Origin of the sequence: Mariniblastus fucicola (genome assembly GCF_008087665.1) — a bacterium.
GTDB lineage: Bacteria > Planctomycetota > Planctomycetia > Pirellulales > Pirellulaceae > Mariniblastus > Mariniblastus fucicola.
The window spans coordinates 6032144-6052398 of the sequence record NZ_CP042912.1 but is presented as its reverse complement, the minus strand read 5'-3'; the positions used below and the strand labels follow the sequence as shown (position 1 = coordinate 6052398).

15 protein-coding genes are annotated in these 20255 nt (G+C 51.1%); 2 read left to right on the top strand and 13 right to left on the bottom strand.

Translation table 11 applies throughout. The features are described from left to right. Nucleotides 1-49: 49 nt before the first annotated feature. The 4 genes from MFFC18_RS22770 to MFFC18_RS22755 all read right to left on the bottom strand — a co-directional run bounded on the left by MFFC18_RS22770 (nt 50) and on the right by MFFC18_RS22755 (nt 7154). Nucleotides 50-1636, bottom strand: coding sequence for a sugar porter family MFS transporter (locus tag MFFC18_RS22770; RefSeq protein ID WP_261340528.1), 1587 nt, complete (start codon nt 1634-1636; stop codon nt 50-52). 224 nt (nt 1637-1860) lie between these two features. Continuing rightward, nucleotides 1861-3315 (bottom strand): sulfatase, encoded by a 1455-nt coding sequence (locus MFFC18_RS22765; protein ID WP_238381261.1) that lies wholly within the window; start codon nt 3313-3315, stop codon nt 1861-1863. Nucleotides 3316-3403: 88 nt separating this feature from the next. Beyond that, nucleotides 3404-5728 carry a hypothetical protein gene (locus MFFC18_RS22760; RefSeq protein WP_075084468.1) on the bottom strand — a complete coding sequence of 775 codons (2325 nt, stop codon included), beginning with the start codon at nt 5726-5728 and terminating at the stop codon, nt 3404-3406. Nucleotides 5729-5741: 13 nt separating this feature from the next. Continuing rightward, complete coding sequence (locus MFFC18_RS22755) at nt 5742-7154, bottom strand: Gfo/Idh/MocA family oxidoreductase (RefSeq protein ID WP_075084469.1); 1413 nt, start codon at nt 7152-7154, stop codon at nt 5742-5744. A gap of 291 nt (nt 7155-7445) precedes the next feature. On the opposite strand from MFFC18_RS22755, the gene MFFC18_RS22750 reads away from it, so the two are divergent. Together MFFC18_RS22750 and MFFC18_RS25560 are read left to right on the top strand one after the other, a co-directional pair. Further along, complete coding sequence (locus MFFC18_RS22750; protein ID WP_238381262.1) at nt 7446-8822, top strand: sulfatase-like hydrolase/transferase; 1377 nt, start codon at nt 7446-7448, stop codon at nt 8820-8822. Next, nucleotides 8819-11230: a sulfatase-like hydrolase/transferase gene (locus MFFC18_RS25560; RefSeq protein WP_238381263.1), complete on the top strand. Its 2412-nt coding sequence runs from the start codon at nt 8819-8821 to the stop codon at nt 11228-11230. The genes MFFC18_RS22750 and MFFC18_RS25560 overlap by 4 nt, the downstream gene beginning before the upstream one ends. Before the next feature lie 47 nt (nt 11231-11277). Here MFFC18_RS25560 and MFFC18_RS22740 read toward each other — a convergent pair whose 3' ends face one another. The 9 genes from MFFC18_RS22740 to MFFC18_RS22700 form a co-directional block, all read right to left on the bottom strand. After that, nucleotides 11278-12459, bottom strand: coding sequence for an alginate lyase family protein (locus MFFC18_RS22740; RefSeq protein WP_075084471.1), 1182 nt, complete (start codon nt 12457-12459; stop codon nt 11278-11280). A gap of 297 nt (nt 12460-12756) precedes the next feature. Then, nucleotides 12757-13161 carry a carboxypeptidase-like regulatory domain-containing protein gene (locus tag MFFC18_RS22735; protein ID WP_148619065.1) on the bottom strand — a complete coding sequence of 135 codons (405 nt, stop codon included), beginning with the start codon at nt 13159-13161 and terminating at the stop codon, nt 12757-12759. Beyond that, complete coding sequence (locus MFFC18_RS22730; protein ID WP_261340529.1) at nt 13139-13561, bottom strand: DUF1559 domain-containing protein; 423 nt, start codon at nt 13559-13561, stop codon at nt 13139-13141. Before MFFC18_RS22730 ends, MFFC18_RS22735 begins: the two co-directional genes overlap by 23 nt. Nucleotides 13562-13599: 38 nt before the next feature. Next, a complete protein-coding gene (locus MFFC18_RS22725; RefSeq protein ID WP_075084474.1) occupies nt 13600-14121 on the bottom strand; it encodes a DUF1559 family PulG-like putative transporter in 522 nt (173 codons plus the stop codon). Between the two features lie 449 nt (nt 14122-14570). Continuing rightward, the gene (locus MFFC18_RS22720; protein ID WP_084417107.1) at nt 14571-16979 is read right to left on the bottom strand and encodes a glycoside hydrolase family 95 protein; all 2409 of its coding nucleotides are present in this window, start codon (nt 16977-16979) and stop codon (nt 14571-14573) included. Further along, the gene (locus MFFC18_RS22715) at nt 16979-17401 is read right to left on the bottom strand and encodes a hypothetical protein (RefSeq protein WP_148619064.1); all 423 of its coding nucleotides are present in this window, start codon (nt 17399-17401) and stop codon (nt 16979-16981) included. The genes MFFC18_RS22720 and MFFC18_RS22715 overlap by 1 nt, the downstream gene beginning before the upstream one ends. A gap of 104 nt (nt 17402-17505) precedes the next feature. After that, nucleotides 17506-18195 (bottom strand): PEP-CTERM sorting domain-containing protein, encoded by a 690-nt coding sequence (locus MFFC18_RS22710; RefSeq protein WP_075084477.1) that lies wholly within the window; start codon nt 18193-18195, stop codon nt 17506-17508. Between the two features lie 331 nt (nt 18196-18526). Next, nucleotides 18527-18919 carry a carboxypeptidase regulatory-like domain-containing protein gene (locus tag MFFC18_RS22705; protein WP_148619063.1) on the bottom strand — a complete coding sequence of 131 codons (393 nt, stop codon included), beginning with the start codon at nt 18917-18919 and terminating at the stop codon, nt 18527-18529. A 150-nt stretch (nt 18920-19069) separates the two neighbouring features. After that, nucleotides 19070-20068 (bottom strand): DUF1559 domain-containing protein, encoded by a 999-nt coding sequence (locus MFFC18_RS22700; RefSeq protein ID WP_075084479.1) that lies wholly within the window; start codon nt 20066-20068, stop codon nt 19070-19072. Nucleotides 20069-20255 lie beyond the last annotated feature (187 nt).

The following is a 20255-nucleotide window of genomic DNA, read 5'->3' as shown; positions in this document are numbered from 1 at the left end:
GCCAGAGCAACGACGAATAGTAACCACTTCAAAGTGTGTTGGAATGTCATCAGTTCAGCCCTAACATTTTTTGGATCTTTTCCAGCGGCACGCCTTTGGTTTCCGGAACCATGGTCACCACCCAAAGAAGTTGCAAACACATCATGAAGCAAAAGAACACGAATAGCCATCCAGCGTCTACGTTCGCAATCACGATCGGAAACAGCAACGTTAACAATGCCGCCAGGATCCAGTGCGTAAAGCAGCCAAACGCCTGGCCGGCGGCTCGATGCGAATTGGGGAAGATCTCAGAGATGAAGACCCAGATCACGGCTCCTTGACCGACGGCGTGGGAAGCAATGAACGCCAACAAGCAACCGAGCACCAAGTAGCTTGACGATCCGAGACGTTTCGAAGCGGCGGCTTTCACTTCTTCTGCGACGGTGACGATTTCCGCTACACCGTTACGCGCGCCGCTTGCGTCCGAATCTTTGGCCAACTCAACTGAGGCCTTACCTAAGGCAGCTCTGGCGTTTGCTTTCTCTGAATCGGAAACTTCGCGGTAATCCACCGAATCAAGCATCGAAACAACGCCCGCAGCATCGATGACATTCTGAGCATTGGAAACGACTTTGAAATCATCATTGGTCAGGAAAGCCCAACCACAAACGCCCAAGGAGAGGATGTAGCCGATCGAACCAATCAACAGCAAAGACTTCCTTCCAAGCTTGTCGATCAGCCAAAGCCCCACAAAAGTGAACACGAGGTTCACCAAGCCAAGACCAATGGCCGCCGTGAATGGGTCTTCGAATCCAGCAAGCCCAAGCAAGCGTGGAGCAAAGTACAAAATGATGTTGATGCCAGAAAGCTGATTGAAGAATGCGATCAGAAAGGCGAGCGCAATCGGCTTTCGCAACTGAGACGACCAGAACTTTCCGTTGCTCGCATCTTCTTGCGGGGCGGACTGCTCAATCTCATCCGCCATCGAAGAGACTTTTGCCTGATCGGACTCAGGATTAATTTGAGTCAAAATTTTCTCTGCCGTAAGTCGATCCTTCTTAACGGCAATCAGCCAACGCGGACTCTTCGGAAGCCCAAAGCAAAACAGCGTATAGAGAATCGCCGGAATCGCTTCGACGCCAAGCATCCAGCGCCACGCGTTTTCGCCCAAGCCACTAATAAGAGCGTTCGAAACCAGCGCCACCAAAATCCCGAACACGATGTTGAACTGAAACATTCCAGCCATCCAACCCCGCTGGCCAGACGGCGAAATTTCCGAAATGTACAGCGGTGCGGCAACGGTTGAGATGCCAACGCCAACGCCACCAATGAATCTGGCGATCATGAACGAATAAACATCGGTTGCGGCCGCCGACCAGATCGCGGAAACGAAATACAGAACTCCAATCCACAGTAGCGTCGACTTCCTACCCAGCCGATCCGTCGGGAATCCGCCGATCATCGATCCGAGTACCGTGCCCCATAGAGCCATGCTCATCGCCCAACCATGCGTGCCGGGCGACAACTGCCACAGCGACTGAATTGTCTTTTCGGCGCCGGAGATGACGACCGTGTCAAAACCGAACAGGAATCCTGCGAGTGCGGCGGTTAGTGACCATATAAAAAGTCGATTTTGCATTGATCGTTTTGGGTGAATGGTGGAAACGATGAGCCTAATTCAGTTTGATCATTTCAGGGACGACAAAGCATTGTCGGGCCGGCACTCTTGGGCTGTGCAATTGATTTGTTCGCACATTGAGCAAGCACGACGCAAACGAGAACCGAAATCAGTTTTAGAAATGGCATCTTTATGAGTTACCTTCAAGTATCACAGTCATTGATATAGAGCCCATTTCAGAAACCTGGTTGGTAGTGCAGGAGCTAGTTCATTGAGAATTCTTTGGGGAATCGAGCATCAACTTCCTTCCACCAGGATCGCAAGTCAGCATACAAGCTGGCGGTGAGTTCAGGCATTTTGCCTGACAGATCCTTCGTCTCACCAATATCTTGGCTGAGATCGTAAAGTTCTTTGTGGCCATCGTCGAAGAAGACGATCAGCTTGTGATTCCCTTTGCGAATGGCGCTGCTGGGTCTACCTTTCTGGTTCGATCGATGCGGATAATGGAAGTACGTTGTGTCGTGAACTTTCTCTACCTCTCGTTTCAGAAGCGGCACAAGGCTTTTTCCGTCTACGTGCAATTCGGGGCGAAGCGAAAGTCCCGCCATATCCAGAATCGTTGGGCAAAAATCCATGCTGGTAATGACTGCATCCGAAACAGTCGGCCTTGCAACGCCAGGCCACTTGATGATCGCAGGCTCTCGAATTCCGCCTTCATATAGCCAACCCTTGCCGGCTCTCAGCGGTGTGTTCGCCGTTGGTGTACCTTCGGAAGTCGAAAGGCCTCCATTGTCGGAAAAGAAAACGACGACGGTTTTATCTTCGATGCCTTGAGCCTTGACCGATTCGAGTACCTTTCCAACCGCCTCGTCCATCGATTCAACCATCGCCGCATAGGTGGCGTGGTCCTGCTTGTCACGATACCTGATCTGCTTATTGCCATGTTTAAAAGTTTGGAATCGTGATTCGCCAGCCAAACCCAATGTGTCGCGTTTCGTTGTGTATTTTTCAACTAAAGCTTTGGGGGCAGAGAACGGCGCGTGAACGTTGTAAAACGAAAAGTAAAGAAGAAACGGCGAGTCGTGCTTTTGATTGATGAAGTTCACGGCCTCATCCGCAAGGCGATCGGTCATGTATTCGCCGGCTGGCCCATTCTCAAGATTCGGGATGTCCCAAGGTGAGAAGTACTTGTTCTTTAGGTACAAACCGCCGCGAAAATGACCGCCGATATTGATATCGAATCCATGCTTGTCCGGCCAGTGTGTGACTTCGCCATTTCGGTTGTTGAGGTGCCATTTGCCAAGGAAAACATTTTTGTATCCGGCTTCTTGAAGTAGCTCCGGAAACGTTACCTCCTCCAACGGAAGATTGCGTTCGTAGTCCGGGTTGCCGGATCCTCCAATGTACTGCGTTAGGTTGATTCGAGCAGGGTTTTTTCCTGTCAGAATCGACGCTCTCGTTGGTGAACAAACGGGCGAACCAGCGTAGGCTTGAGTAAACCGAATGCCTTCGTCCGCTAGTTTGTCGACGTTCGGCGTTTCGTAAAATGGACTGCCGTTGGCCCCGATATCCATCCAGCCTAGATCGTCGACGAGAAAGAAGACGAAGTTCGGTTTCTGAGCATCATTGGATGGTTGAGCAGGCTGCGCTGATACGTCAGAAGAAAAGGCAAGAATTAAAACCATAATGTTGAAGAAGCCGACGCCAATTTTGTTCATGCTGAATCTCTTTCATTTTGCGGGAACACAAGGTCGTGGAATTTGAACGAACTTGTGAATTCATCATTCTACATGAACGCCGGCAGCGCTAAGGTTTCTGGAATAGAACAATCGTTTCTTTCCCGCGAATCTTCAACTTTGATCTCGTTACACGTTCCTTTGTTACCAGATTCTTGCTGTCGAGAAACCGATCGGGCACGTCAAAACTGAAGGATCGACTTCGACTGCAATTCATCGCAATGTAGTACGGGCCATAGTGCAACAGATAGAGATCAGCTTTGCCCGCGTAGATGTTTTCTTTTCCAGGCTTGAAGTCCTTTTGACTGGCGGGAACTTTCGCAATCGGCAATCGCATTCCGGCAGTTGCCAAATTGAGCCCTTCCTTTTTGTATTCGTCTTCGTGCTTTTTATTGAATCCCATGTTTGTCCAATCGGGAATTTCGTAGAAGTCCCCTGAAGCGTTGAATCGAGCCTCCGTAAACACCGTCGCATCTCGCTCGATCGTCGGAGTCAGGTAGTGAACTCGTGAAAGATTGTTGACCGCGTATCGAGCTCGCCAATACAGGGACACGTAGAGGATGTCGTCGTTGTTCTTGATGGCGACAACTCCCACGCCAGGATCCGCGAAAACATAGTTGGGCTGTCCTTGCGACATCGGCAAACGATGCTTCATGGGAGGTTGATTCTTGATCCATTCATAAACCCTTGGCAATCGAAGCGTCGTGTCAAGCGTTTCGGTATTTCGCAAACCTGCAATGTATTTCCAACCAGCGAAAAACTGATTGTCGGTAAGCATCTGTTGAGCGTATCCAGTCAGTATCGGGTCTTCCGTCGACGCCGCGATATCGACTGGTCCTCCGCTGACCGTTGGCATTTGCCCGTACATCACATTGCCGGGATACTTCCAGTCACGCCAGCCGACCGTTGCCTCCAATCGCATGGCTCGGTTCCCATCGTCGTCCAGGGACGGATATCGAAACGCGGCTCTTGCTCGAACGATTTTAACGAGCTGTTCTTTGATTTCTGGATCACCTTCAGCGTCAAGCGTTGGTCGCGTCGATTCGTACATGTTGCGAACGAAGTCGCCGACGATCTCGCCGTAAGCACCGACGTAGCCAAGTTCTCTTGTGAGCCCTTCGTCAGTGAGCTGCATGTAACGCTTACCCTTTGGAAAGGATGGACGTCCACGCTGGTCCCAGTTTCCTGCCCACGGTTTGATCCCAACCGCTTCATGAAGCAGGCCAACCGCTTTCCTTTCTGGCCAATCCATTCTGGGTGAGAGATATCTGACCGCTCGATTGCAGCGATAGATGTTTAAGTCAACGATCATCGTTTGATTGGTGTATGCTCGCCGATGTTGTACATGCCAATCACGCGACGCGACAAACATTTCCGTCCAGGCTTCTCGCCGCGAAGTCTCAGTGCCCTCGACCGGTTTGTCGACGTAAAAACGCAGCGGTTTGGCAAGAATGCGAATCGCTTCCGCCGCTTCGCCGGCTCCAACCCATTCTTTTTCGAAAATCGTTGGGTCTTTCCTGAACGCAAGATATTGGTGATCAATTCCCTTAACGATTCTTTCGAGTACTTCCTTGTTGTGATAGGCATCGGTCCATTTTTCAAAGCATGCGTTGGAAAGGAATCGAATAGTCTGCAAGTCAGGAATCCTATCCGACCTCATGCTTTTCTTAATCGCCTGATTGATCCGCTTCCGAACCTCCTTGATGACCTCTTCGCCCGGCTCCCTACGAACTTTCAGTTCCGGCGCAGTGCCCTGAACTTCGTTGCCGTCAGGTTGAAAGCAAGGATCTGTGTGCGAATAGCATTGATAGATATCGCGAGAAGGAGCATCGAGGTTGTGCTGATATCGCTCGAACGTATCGCCATACCCCCAAATCCTGCCGTGAAGCTCAATGCCAACTTCGACTGTCGTTTTGCCTTGAGTAAGAGCCAGCGGCAACGGCAATGTCTTGTAGAAGAATCGGCCAGAGAATCGAGGATGTAGCTCACGAATATCGAGTGGATCGATCTGTCCAAGGTGTCGCTGGCCAACCTGTTTCCCTTCGACGAAAAGAAACAATCGCGTGGGCTTCTCATTTTTCTCGTAGTCGCTGCCCCAGAACTTTGCCGTAAAGTAATTCAGTTCTTCCGGATCGACTCTCAGGCGAAACGTGACGCGTCCACCGCGCCAGTGATCGGTGGATCGAGGCAGAATTCTACGTGCCGTTTGCCCCAAAGCACCATCGGCTGTTTCGCTTTGGCGTGCATCGAGTTTGTGAGACTGTTCGGAAGCGGCGTTGCCGAACTGAAGTGAATCGACAACATCACTAGCCCGTGCTTGCTCCACCAGGGCCAAGGCAAATACGCAAATCCCAATCAATAATACAATTCGGTTTGCACGTTGAACTAATTCCATCCGAGTATTGGCTCTATTGACTGGTTGCCAGCGCATTCATTTCGATTTCATAGCCTTCCCGATAGGGCCTGGCCAGCATCGAGTTCGCCAACTCGTCGCCAACAATGGTTTCCGTCTTGGCGTCCCAATTAATCTTGCGTCCCAGCCTTGCCGTGATTCCGGCAAGGTGACAGACGTTGAGCATGGTCATGTGCGAGTGTACGTCAGAAATCGGTTCGATTCTCTCCTTGTGGCAGTGCAGGAAATTCAGCCAGTGAGCCACACGTCCCTGGCTCTCCATCGGCAAGCCTTTGTAGACTTTTTGTACAGCGTCTTTGGGCAGTGGGTTATCCTTGAGCTCTTCAATCGGCTTTCCAACGAGCTTCTTGCGATTGACAAAGATCCGACCCTTTTCGCCTTCGATCAGACAGCCGTTGTCAGTGTCGTGACGAATGACAATTTCAACGCCTTCATCAGTCATCGCAGTGAACATGAACTCATTGGCGGTGTTGTAACGGTCTTTTTGAAGCGCGACACCATCCTTGAATTCGACGGGATGCTTCGCGGTGCCATCAATCGAAACGATGTTCGTCGATTGACCGTTGGCAGCCAATGCCCACATTGCGATGTCGATATGGTGGGCTCCCCAGTCCGTCAGCTTGCCACCAGAATACTCGTACCACCAGCGGAATTCGTAGTGGAAATTATTGCGACGCGCTCGTTTCTTCTTCCCGTTTTTATCGACGGTCGTTTCTCTTCCGTTTCGAAGCTCAGTCTGCGGCGCTGGGCCAAGCCACATGTCCCAATTGAGTTCTTTTGGCACTTCCGCAACCGGAATTGCCTTGCTGACTGGCGCGGCTCCGATCGCACATTGAATTCGCTTGATTTTGCCGAGTCGTCCTTCTGCCGCGACCGCGACGGCTTTGGTGAATTGCCTGAACTGGCTTCGTTGTTGCGTGCCGACCTGAACGACGCGGCCTGTTTCTTTTTGAACTTTGCGAATCAGCTTCCCTTCGTCGATTGTCAGCGTCAGAGGTTTTTCACAGTAGACATCTTTTCCGGCAAGCATGGCTTCGATCAATGGTTTGGTGTGCCAATGATCTGGAGTCGCGATGTGAACGATCTTGATATCATCTCGCTCCAGAACGCTTCGATAATCTTCATAAACATCGGCTTTGCCTTCTGACAGTTCCATGTTGGCTTTGCCGGCACGCCCAGAGTCAACATCTGCGATCGCCACCACGTCGACGTACTCGCTGGCGGCTTTCATGTTGCCAGTGCCCATTCCTCCGGCACCGATCAGACCGATCGGCGCTTTGTCATTGAGGCAACGGAACTCAGAAGAGATCGGCTGAGTGCTATTGAAGAAGCAGGGAGTCATCGCAGCAACCGAAGTTGCAGCGCTGCTTTTCAAAAAGCGACGGCGTGAAAAAGATGATCTGGTCATTGGCACGTCAATTCTCTGAAAGTTAAGATTTTAAGAGATCGATAACTCTACATCTCTTCGATACCATATCCACATTCCTGTTTTCGTTAGGTGAATCTTGTCTATTCAATTGGAAAAGCTTTGGAAGCCGCCAAACGCGGGACTAAAGAAAATCTACGCATGAGCGTGATTGGCACGATGGCAACAAACCAGTTCTATTAAACTCAACTGAGTGTTTCCAGCGAACCAGACAGGAAGAATATGAAGCCGCTCCTTTTTGCTTTCATCTCAATCGCTTCTCTCTGCGCAAACGTGAATAGTACCGCCGCCGAAGAAGCTGGAAAGATCAAGCCAAACATGATTGTCATCCTGTGTGACGATCTTGGATATGGAGATCTTGAATGTTACGGCCATCCGCACATCAGGACACCGCACTTGAACAAACTGGCGAAAGAAGGCATTCGTTTTACCAACTTCTACTCGGCCGCCTCTGTGTGTTCGCCGGCAAGAGTTGGTCTGCTAACGGGTCGTAGTCCCAATCGCGCGGGAGTCTATGATTTCATTCCTGGCGGCCGTGAGATTTACATGCGATCTTCAGAGGTCACCGTTGCCCAGTTACTGAAGAAGCAGGGTTACGCAACTTGCATGTCGGGAAAATGGCACTGCAACGGAAAATTCAATTCAAGTCAACAGCCGCAACCGGACGCTGCCGGATTCGATCATTGGTTTGGAACGCAGAACAATGCAAGTCCTTCACACGAGGACCCAAAAAACTTTGTTCGCAATGGAAAGGCCGTTGGTGAACTCAAGGGATTCAGTTGCCAGTTGGTTGTGGATGAAGCCCTTGGCTGGCTGAAAGATCAACAGGCATCGAATGTAGAGCAGCCGTTCTTTATGTACGTCGCCTTCCACGAACCCCATGAACCGATCGCTTCGCCGAAAACGCTTGTTGATCACTACCGTTCATTGGCCAGCACCGAAAATGAAGCCAGGTATTTTGCCAATGTTGCGAATATGGATAAAGCAGTTGGACGGTTGATGTCAGCATTGAAAGAATTGAAAGTCGACTCAAATACGCTTGTGGTTTTCACGTCTGACAACGGCCCGGAGACATTGAAACGCTACCGTCGAGCCAAAAACTCCTACGGCCGAGCAACACCACTGCGTGGCATGAAGCTATGGACGACCGACGCCGGATTCCGCGTTGCTGGGATTATGCGCTGGCCGGAACAAATCAAAGCTGGACAAGAAGTGGATCACACTGTTTCTTCGCTAGATTTCTTGCCAACGTTTTGTGAGTTGGCAGGAGCAAAACCGCCGACTGGCCTTGAATTGGATGGCGTGAGCTTTCTTCCCGCATTGGAAAATAAAGCTCCTGTTCGAACCAAGCCATTGCTTTGGGTTTTTTACAACGCACTCAATGAGCGACGCATTGCCATGCGTGACGGTGACTGGAAGGTTCTGGCGAGAATCAGTATTGATAAGGCTACGAACGTGACGTCTGAAAATGAAGCGGAAGTCAAAGCTGCGGTTCTGTCTGACTTTCAAATCTTCAAGATTACCGAAGACGTTGGAGAGGCCAACGACCTGTCGTCGTCGATGCCAGCCAAGGCTGGCGAGCTCAAACAGCGGCTCCTGGACAACTACAAGGAGTTGCTCGAAGGATCACACATATGGAACGCCAAATGAAAAGCAAGCCTAAAGTTTTCTGCATAGCGATCTGTGCCATCATCACTATGCTCTTGAACGTCTCATCCATTCGAGCAGGTTCGGCATGTGATGAATCGATCACGCCAGATCGAAAAGTCGTCTATAAAACGGTTGGCAGGACCGAACTAAAATTGCATGTCTTTGAACCATCAAATCACAATGCGACTAGTGATTCACCAGCCATCGTATTCTTTTTTGGCGGCGGTTGGGGGGGAGGAACGCCAAAGCAGTTTTACGAACAGTCCCAGTTTCTGGCCGGTCATGGAGTCGTCTGCTTCTGTGCCGACTATCGTGTCAAAAGTCGCCACGGTGTGTCAGGAATTGAATGTGTTGCTGATGCGAAGTCTGCGATTCGTTGGGTGCGTCAGCACGCGACAGAACTTGGCGTAAATCCTGATCAGATTGTTGCTTCCGGCGGTTCAGCTGGAGGCCACATCGCGGCTTGTACGGGAGTCGTGAAGGAACTGGATGAATCCGACGAAGACGCAAACGTCAGCTCCGTTCCCGATGCAATGATTCTGTTCAATCCGGTTCTGGACATCACGCCGGAGACTGGTTTTGGTTCGCATCGTTTTCCCACAGGAAGAGAAAAGGAAGCCTCGCCCGTCCATCACGTCACGACGGGAATCGCACCGACCTTGCTGTTCCATGGAACAAGCGACAAAACGGTTCCGTTCGAACAGGCGACTCGATTTGCAGAATTGATGTCGGATGCCGGGAACCGATGTGAGTTGATTTCTTTCGAGGGCAAAGGCCATGGCTTTTTCAACGGTAAGTTCTTTCGACCCAAGACCAAGGATACCAAGCCCTATCACACAACGATGAAGGAGAGTGAGAAGTTTTTGGTCTCACTGGGTTTCTTGGAAAAGGCTGTTGAAAAGAAAATCACGAAGCCAAACATCGTCATCATCTTCACCGACGACCAGGGCTACGGGGACGTCAGCGCACTCAATCCAGATGCGAAATTCCGAACGCCCAATATGGATCGACTGGCGAAGGAAGGCATTGCGTTCACGAATGGCCACAGCGCCGATTCAATCTGCACGCCGTCACGTTACGCACTTTTAACAGGTCGCTATCCATGGCGGACTCGCATGAAAACAGGTGTCTTGGGTGCCGAGGCAAAATGCCTCATTGACGACAAACGATTGACGCTGCCAAAGCTGTTGCGCGACAACGGGTACCACACAGCGATGGTCGGTAAGTGGCATTTGGGAATGGACTTTCCCGGCAAACGTGGTCAACGAGATTGGAGCAAGCCGGTTGTCGATATGCCATTGGATAAAGGGTTTGACTTTTTTTACGGCATTCCGGCGTCGCTCAATTACGGAATCCTCGCATGGTTTGAAGGTCGACACGCTGCCGTTCCGCCTGTGCTTTTTTCTAGCAAGAAAAAGAATTCTCGGCACAGCGACTATCGCATTATGCCGCCTTATGAAAAGACGCGTGAAGAGACGATAGCAAAACGTAATCGAGGCGGATTCGAAATCGCGGAGGATTTCGTTGACGATCAGTGTCTGACGCGATTCACTGACAAGGCGCTCCATTGGCTGGATGGAAAAGTTGCCGACGCCAAACAGGGCAAGCCATTCTTTTTGTATCTGCCATTTACCTCTCCGCATTTTCCCGTTTGTCCGTTGCCAGAATTCCAAGGCAAAGGCGACTGCGGCGCGTATGGCGAATTCCTGATTGAAACCGATCATCACATTGGCCGCGTTTTGGATTTCCTGAAATCATCCGGTATCGAAGACAACACGATTGTGATCTTCACCAGCGACAACGGCCCGGAAAATCCCTGGAAGGAACATTTAGAAGACTACGATCACGACAGCCGTGGTGGGTTTAGAGAAGGTAAACGATCCGTTTACGAAGGCGGGCATCGAGTACCTTTTCTTGTACGTTGGCCTGGCGGTATTGAGGCTCCTGGACGCACCTGCGATGCACTTGTGGGCCAAGTCGATTTGATGTCAACCGTTGCCGAAATCATCGCCGCAGGCGTTCCGGAGAATGCGGCTGAAGACAGTCAGAGCTTCGCCAAAGTGTTGACCGATCCTTCCACGAGACATCAACGATTGCCGCTGATCAACCATGGTAATGGTGGCGAGTCACGTTATGCGATCACGGAAGGAAACTGGAAGTTGGTTTTGCCCAGCAAGAAGCACCCTCGAACTGAATTGTATAATTTAGCCTCGGACAGAGCTGAGCAGAATGACATCGCCGCAAAGCATCCTGACAAAGTAAAAAAACTCACGCAAGACATCAACCGGATCATTTCTCGTGGCCGCACGACTCTCGGGAAAGCTCAACCAAACGATTCGAAGTATTGGAAAGAGCTCTTTTGGATCAGCGAGGCGGAATACGAAGCTCAGGTTAAGCAACGAAATTAATTCGATGAAAGAAGCATGGCGGCAAAGCACCTGGTCAAACGCGACGCTTACTCGTTCTTGCTATCTAATGGCTGGTCGCCTGAACTGACGACGGCTGCCGGGACTCCCGCGTACATTAACGTGTCCAGAGCTGGTGAGAATCGACGACGCCTTCGTTTTCCGCGTCGGTCGTCGGTGTTCGACGCGTCTGATCGGAGTTCTAACGCCGCTTGTTTCGTGTACGGAGTCTCAATGTCTTTGCGGTTGGCGTAGTGATTGTGGATACGCTCGTACATGGGGCGAAGACTGCCGCGACTGTCGTCCGAGATGCGTTTGTAGTTGTATCGGCCCTCAACACTTTTGTACGGTTCGTACGGTACATCGAAACCAAGGTTGTACTTTGCCGTGTACTCAAATCCTTTGAGGAGCCGATTGTCCAACGCTCCGTAAAGATCAACATCTTGAATCCAGGCGGTTTCACAAGTGTTTGCGAGGAACTCGAGTCCCATCTGGGTATGAGCCTGATCGCGTCCGCTTTCCTGACATTGGCCCGATGGCTTGAAGTAATTTCCAATCGCGCCGTTGCCGCGCCCTTGCAGATAATAGTTCGTGGCCTGTTTAAACATTTTCTGGTCATCCAAAAAAACAGCCATCGCGATCATGGCCTGCATCATGGACGCATCCCAGTTGCCGTTTGCGGTGGGATAGAAATTCTTGATTGTCGGGTAGAAAATCTTTCGCAGCATTGATTCAAACTGCGATTGCTTTTCCTGCGGCCACTTGTCCCAAGTGTGTTTCAGCAGCTCGGCTCCGACGCAATAGTGGTAACCGCTCATGCCGACCAACAAAGCGGCATCATGCTCTTCAATCGATTTAAGCTCTCCAGACCATGCATTGAGAATCTCTTCAGCCTTCATTGCATGAGCCTCATTTCCGGTGATCGTCCAGCACAGCGCGTGATAGTACGCTGCTCGGCCGTCGGCACTGAATTCGGAAGACCCAACGTCGGGATTGTTGTAGGGGCCACGTTTTACGACAGCGAATGGCGTCGGTTTCCAATCGAGCGATGCATGCCCGGAGCTGCTGAGCCGTTTCCAGGCTCCCAGCCAAGGGGCCTTGCCGGCAGCGACCTGTTCCTTCACAAAAGCAATGCTCTCGCTGCTATGTGCGACTCCGGGGTGCACAAACTGGCCCGATGCTGACGAGCACAAGGTAAAGGCGAATAGAAACGAAACAAACAAACTTCTCATTCGGGCACGACGTGGTTCGTACTTGGATGCAATCGTCAAAGTTAAAAAACAGTTTCCGCATGGTCCACTACCCAGGTTTCGGGTACGCGGCTGCAAGCCATGCCGAATTCGCTCTTACGGCTGGAATCATGCATTGCGCGGGTGTCGCTTTAAACCCATTTGCTGGTCCAAGAGGTCGTTTTGTCTTTGGCGATTTCCAGGTCGGTCGATTCTTTACCCTATTGTGGCTTCGACTGTTTGTCCGTCAGCAAACTTTTCTATTGACCGTAACTGCGGACGGCCAAATCCGAATCGCAGTCATTTTAAATCGATGTTGTAAACGACTTCATCAGTTGAAGAGATTGAAACCTCTAATCCACTGGTCTTCCCGCTGCGATATTTCATCGGGATCCTTGGATCAGGAATTTCTTCCACAGAGTCGGTAGCCTTTGGGTAGACCCAAACCTCGTATTCGCCAAGAGGTATATCCTGCATTCTATATGATCCTGACGAATCAACTGTTGCCGCAATAGACCTCTTGCTGACAGCATTGTAAATCGCCACTTTGCAATCCCCAATCAATTCATCTCCGGACGTCACACTTCCGGACAGAACACCCACGGGTTCAGGCGCTGGCCCACAACCCGCAAAAGAGAATGCGATAAGCATGAGCATTGCGGATGCAATCACTCGCCCGTTTCTACTGATCAATTGAGGTGACATTCCCATCATTCCTGTCTGCAAGATTGAATAGAGTCGCAAGATCAAGGCCTTCATTCAAGAAGTGCACTGAACCATCTGACAAGCTAACGTTTACGCCGCCAGGATGGGCAGATAGAAGCGGCTTATCGGCCCCATGTTCCGCCGCGCCGACGACACGAGATAATATTTTCTCATTGATCGGAGCGCTGATCGTAGTAATGTTCAACATTCGATTACGAGGTCTCGATCTGGCTCCGGCGTTGAAGCCATGTCCCAGATTGCTTCGGGCATCGGTTTTCTGACGATCATCATGGACTATGAAGTCCGATTGCTCGCCCAGCAAAAGAGTGTTTGACGAGCCATCGCCAATGTCACCAAAGGTGACTCCGTCTTCGTTGATCAACATCCCGCCGAGGCTGATTGTTGATCCATTTCTGCCTTCGTATTGCCGGGACGCTTCTACAGAGCCTGCGATTCCTGTGTAACTGGGGGCATGCCTGTGGGCGCTTCGATATCGTCGCTAGGCCAATTGCCTTCCACTTCCGTATCGCTTCCGTAAGCTCCGAGGGCGAAAACGGGCATCGCCGACGCCGGACAAAGCAAAAGAGGAATGGTTCTGTCGCGCAACGCCGCGCCGTTGGGGCGGCTTCCGTAGTCGGCTCCACCGGTCCAACCACTTGCATTTAGGTCGTACATAGCCGCCAAATTGTTTTGCTCGAAAAATGGCATCGCTTCACACCAAAACGAGTGCCCAATAGGGCTCATGGGGTTGTTGTTACCCTCAGGAAATTCCATATGCGCAGATTCGTGATTTAAGAGAGCTGAAGTTGCCTGTCTCAAATTGTTTGCGCATTGAGTCCGTCGAGCTGCTTCGCGAACCTGCTGAACCGCAGGCAGTCGCATCCCAATCAGGATTCCGATGATCGCAATGACCACCAGTAGTTCCACCAACGTGAAACCCTGTTTTACGTTTTTTCGCATTGCTATATTTTCAATAGGGAAGAATGAATGATGATTCGAGCTGACTTGTCGGACCTCGAGTCGTTGTGACACAAAATTCCGTGCGGAGTGCTGGCAATGTAAGTTCAGTCGCCACAACGCATTATTTCTTGGGGCTATCGTCTACATAGGCTGCATAGGCAGAACAGGAGCCAAGTTAGCGGGGAAATGAATTTTTTTGGAAACCGAAACGTTCTGGCGTGCTTGCGTTACCGGGAGGGCGATCGATCGTTGTCAGAGCCCCTGCCACATTTCGACAATCCAACACATTCCACGGAGCTGGCTCTCGAAAAGGTGATCAGTCAAGGGCAGTCGAGGGCCAAGCGATATTCGACAGGTCTCGAAGTCGGAACAGATCGGCTCACTACCAACAATCCGTAAGCATCCTGTTTTTTGTCACTCTTCGTTCGAAACGCAGAATCGAATTTGACCTATTCACCAGTCCAATGGGCCGTGTCGCCTTTCGCGATTTCCAAGTTGGCCGTCTTCTTACCGTATCGCAGCTTCAATGGATTGCCCAGCAGCGAGCGGATCGTTGCTTGCGTGAGCTTTCCGTCTTTCCAGGCGATATCGACTTCGAATCCACCGCGGGCTCGCAAGCCGGAAACGGATCCTGTCGGCCATGCATCTGGAAGAGCCGGCAGGATTTCGATTTCATCGGCGTGACTTTGCAGCAACATTTCTGCGATCGCGGCTGTGCCACCAAAGTTGCCATCGATTTGAAATGGAGGATGAGTATCAAAAAGGTTTGTCAGTGTTCCCTTTGTTAGCAACGTCATCAGCAGTTTGTGAGCCCGATTGCCATCGTGAAGCCGTGACCAGAAATTGATCTTCCAGGCCATGCTCCATCCCGTGCTGCGATCGCCACGAGCTTCCAAAGTCTTGCGGGCGGCTTCGTAAAAATCGGGCGTTCCCTGAGCCGTAATCTGCCGGCCCGGATGCAAGCCAAACAGATGCGAAACGTGACGGTGTTTTGGTTGGGCTTCGGCATAGTCTTCGATCCACTCCTGAAGGCGTCCTGTTTTTTCGCTAATTTGCATCGGCTGCAAACGCTCCATCGCGGATTCGACGTGTTGACAAAACTCTTTATCGAATGGTTCGTCCTGTCCAAGGATGCGATTTGCTTCCAGCACGTTCGTGAATAGCCCATGGATGATTTGAAGGTCCATCGTGGAAGCGTAGGTGAACACGGACTGTGTGCCATCCGTTTTGATGAAAGAGTTTTCCGGAGAGTGAGACGGATTGGAAACCAGTCGCCCGGCTCCAGCCGATCCTTCCGGAGCTTCAATCAAAAAGTCCAGAATGAACTCTGAAGCTCTTTTCATCATCGGATAGGCGCGTGTTGCCAGAAACTCTCGATCGCCGCTGAATCGATAGTGCTCCATAAATTGCCGCGAAAGCCAAGCTGCTCCCATCGGCCACACGCCGTGAACTCCATCGGCCGGAGTCGTCTTGCCGAAGATGTCAGAGAGGTGATGGACAACCCACCCATCCGCTGCGTAGAGTTCTTTGGCTGTTGTTTCACCAAAGGGAACGAGGCTTTCGACGTAGTCAAAGTAGGGTTGATGACATTCGGCCAAGTTGGTGGTTTGAACTGGCCAATAGTTCATTTGGAAATTGATGTTGAGATGGTAGTCGCTGCTCCACGGTGCCTTGTAATTCTGGCACCACTTTCCTTGCAAGTTGGCCGGAAGGAAACCCGGTCGCGAGCTGGAGATTAACAGGTAACGGCCGAACTGGAAGTAAAGCGCCGCGAGTTGTGGATCGAGATCTTTGACTTCCTTCTTTTTAAGATTGGCGATTCGCTCGTTGGTCGGTCTGGCGGCGGCCTTGCTGGTTCCGACGTCGAGCTTGACGCGACTGAACAGCCGCTGGTAGTCCTCAATATGATTCGTACGCAGTTGTTGGAAACTTTTCTTTGCAGCCACCTTCAGAGGCGACTCGCAATTTGCCGTCGCATCGCCCGTGAGGTCCTGTGCGTTAACAAAACTGGTCGCGCCATTGAGCAGCAATGTTACTTCGTTCGCATTTTCGATTTTCAGGATACCGTCTTTAGAGCTTACTGTTCCTCCATCAACAATCGGAACCAACTGGGCTTCGTAATCCAGTTTCAGTTTGCCGCGAAGGATAATCCGATTGTCCTTGCCAGAACTGTACGACGCGTCGCGACGATCAAACCGAGCTGAAAAACTGATCTTCCCGGGCTTGTCAGCGGTCAAGTGAACCACAATCACCTGGTCTGGATAGCTTGCCAATACTTCGCGAGTGTAGGTGATTCCGTTCACACGATAACTGACGTTTGTGATCCCGTTGGTGAGGTCGAGATCGCGACGATACTTGGCAACTTCATCGGCGTCGGGAAAGTCTAGCAACAGATCGCCCAGCGTTTGGTAGGACTTGATCCTTTTGGGGTTCCCCATCATCTTGCCGGCTAACTTCGAAGCCTTCTTGTTCTGGCCCTCGAACAACAGGCGTTGGATTTCCGGAAGGGCCTTGAGGCCATCAGGGCTATGTCGATCAATGTATTCGCCGTCCCAAACAGTTTCTTCATTAAACTGAATTCGCTCGCGATCGACTCCACCAAAAACCATCGCCCCCATCCGGCCATTGCCAACGGGCAGCGCTTCGGTTTCCCATTTGAGTGCCGGTTTGCGATACCACAACGTCAGCGGTTCAACTGGCGGTTCGGCTTCGTCGACAAACTTGGCAGTCGCAACGGGGTTGAAGGCCTCGTCCATCTTGTGCTTTTGAGCATACACAAATGAAGAGGAGAAAGCTGATGAAACAAGAGCCAACGCCAAAGCGATGACGTTGAGATGGCCGCAAAGCATAGTCTTCATTATGAGAATCCGTTGTCAAACACGAGTGTCTTGAGGTAAGTCTGCCGGAACCCCAGCAAATCAAATATATCCGCTCTCCGGCTTTGATTGACATCGTCGAACAGACGATACAGGCTCTCGATATCTTCGTCCCCGAAAACAATTTGGCCTCCGGGAATACCGTCACGGTCTAAATCAAAGCTGTTGCTGGGAGAATCCACGACGCCATCGCCATTGATAGTCAGTTGGTAGTTGCCATCAACGAGGGAGCCAGTAGCTTCCGTGTTGTTGCCTGAAAATGAAAGCGAGGCAATCGTGTTGCGGCTGGAGTTTGAGGTGGCAAAAGTCAAATCAACGGGCGTGCTGCCGGTAGTTTGTAATGCAAAGGCTGAGCTTTCTATCTGCACATCTCCTTCGAACTCAACGTCAATCGACAACAACATTGAGCGTTGATCCGCGTCGTCCTTTCCTGTCGATGTCTTCGGCGAAACAAAAAAAGGCGAGCTAAAAGCTCGCCTTGATCGAAATCGATTCTCATTCATCGAACTTACTTGCGTCGACGACGAGCAACCAGGCCAAAGACTCCCATGCCAATAAGAGCAAGCGATCCTGGCTCAGGAACAGTTGAAGGAATAATTCGCAGTTGTACGCCGTTGACGAGAGACTGTCCTGCACCTTGCGACCAAGTCGCTCCACCATCGCCAGTTCCGAAAGTGTTGAACGTCACATCTACGCCAGTTGACGTGAACGTTCCAAGAATTGAATCTCCAGCGTTAGGCTCAGCATCAGACGAGTCAGACCCATCAGCAGGGCTATTGTTCGACTCAAGAGATACCAACGGAGCTAGAACGCCAGTTCCATCACCTAGCCCAAGCTGCGTCGTGTTGTTCCGAGAAGTCCTTGCGTCGTTCGAAAAGACCTGAATCTCGTAAGTTTCACCGGCTTGCAAACCGGAAAGTGTTACAGAGTTGACTCCGAAAACTCCTCCGCGGATCAGGTGAAAGATGGGGCCGTTGCTGGTGAACTCACCATCACCAAAAGAACCAACGTTGTCGGTTCCTCCATTGATTGTGATTGTCTCAGTGGTTCCGACAGCGACGCCGTTTCCAGCGCCGATGAATGCGACCCCGTTTACCGTCGTATCCTCGTCACCGGAAGTGTCTCCCGAAGCGTTCAACGCCGAAGCAAGAGTGCCGTTGGTGCTGACAAAAGTTTCAACAGTAGAACCTTGGTACATGTTGACGGATGGCTGCCAAGCTACAGTATCCGCGTTGGCGGATGAGGCGAATATGCCGCATATTGCGGCGATTGCGAAGCAAAAGGTGGGTTTCATGTTGTTAACCTAAAAATAGTTTTCAGAAGTGGTGTTTCAGAGCATTTCAATTGTTGCCAACGAAACATCCACTAAATCCTTCTGTGGCTGCAATGATACCCAATGCAGAGCGTTGGCTTACAACTGAATAGCTGCCGAAGAGGTAGGGTTAACGCTAAACAGACAAAATTGTCGGAAATTCTCAGTCACGGGTGTTGTAGGTAGATTTTTCACTTTCAGAGGCTGCGAGAACCAGTCATTTGCTCATTTTGAGTGAAATCGTATTCTCGCCTTCTTCGACCGCAACGACAAAGCCGCTCGTCTCTACATCACGAAACGGCTTGGGAATTCGTTCGTCGAAAGGCTCCTCTGTTGCGGCGTTGGTGGTCCGTTGGCCAACCGCCACCTGATACTCGCCGGTTGGTACCTCGGTGATCTTGAACTTTCCCTCAAGATCAACTTTGGCGCCCAGCCATCGTTTCGTGTTCTGGCTGTAAACCATCACCCGACAATCCCCGACAATTTCGTCATTGAAGTAAACAGTGCCGGACAAGTCACCAGTCGGCGGGCCCGGATCTCCACATCCAATCATTGGAACGATGAACAACAGCAGGCAAAACACGCTCGCGTTTCGAAAGGCTCGGGACAACGAATTCTCCATTTTCTAAATACTGACTGACGAACGAACTTCACGACTTCACTAGAGTCGTTCACGAAACCGGATTCGAAGGTTTGCAGCTCCGCTTGCGCAGAAACCTGCAGGCTTGGACAGACCTGCAGGCGTCCGGCCAATGGCGGGCTACTCCAATACGCTAACGACGTTGCCGTCATCTTTATCAGCGAGATCAAACAGCACTTGAAGCGTTGTGTCGTCGTTAAGAAAGTGGACCGAACCATCGCCGACACTTACGACTGCGCCGCCAGGGTGTGCCGAATGAATCGGCCGATTGGGGCCGACGTTGCCTGAGGATCCCACAGCGCGGGAAATCACCAGTTCATTAATCGGGTGCCGGATTGAGATCAGATTGAACGGACGGATGTTCCAATAGCTTCCGCCCATGTTAAATCCGTGGTTGCCATCCGCTCTACAGTCAACCCTCTCGCCATCGTCATTGAACATCCAGGCGGATTGTTCAGCGAGTAATATCGTGTTGGAGGAACCGTCGCTAATTTCACCAAAACCGACGCCGGGATTTTCAAACTCCGCACTCTGCTTTACGAGAATTCCGCCTTTACTGGCGATTCCACCTCTGGCTTCGAAAGCAGTCCTGTGTTCGCTGGAGCCCATGACTCCGGCGTAGCATGCCAACATTCCTGCAATGTCGTCATCCCCATTGCTTGTGCCGGCAAAGTCGTCGCTGTCGTAGCCAGAGTAGTTTACTGGAAACTGAGGAAGGTCTGACGAAGGGCAAAGCAGGAAAGGCATTGCTGTCCGATTCTCCGTAAGCCAGATCTTGTTTGGATTGGTATTTCCCGCTCCGCCGGTCCAGCCGCCTGTGGTCAGATCGTAACCCCTGGCCAAGTTGCCCTGCTCGATGAATGGCAGCATCTGAACCCAGAATGAGTGCCCCCAAGGTCCACCACCGTAGAAGTTTCCACCAGGAAACGTCATGTGGGCCGATTCGTAATTCAGCGCTGCCAGTGTCGATTGCCGCAAATTGTTCATGCACTGAGTCCGTCGTGCAGCCTCTCTCACCTGCTGAACGGCTGGCAACAACATTCCTATCAGAATCCCGATGATCGCAATGACCACCAAAAGTTCCACCAGCGTGAATCCACGCTTTTTATTTCTAAACATTGTTCAAACTTTAAATAGGGGGAAGAATTAGATGAATTGTTGAACGGCAATCAGTTTTCCCAACACGGAACGTATAATGTCGCATCAATTGCCGTTGATGCGGGGTTGTGGGGGATACTATCTTGATAGCCATTCCCCGACCTCCGTTAACGAGAAAAAAGGGAAATCGTCGAAAAGAACGCCGAGA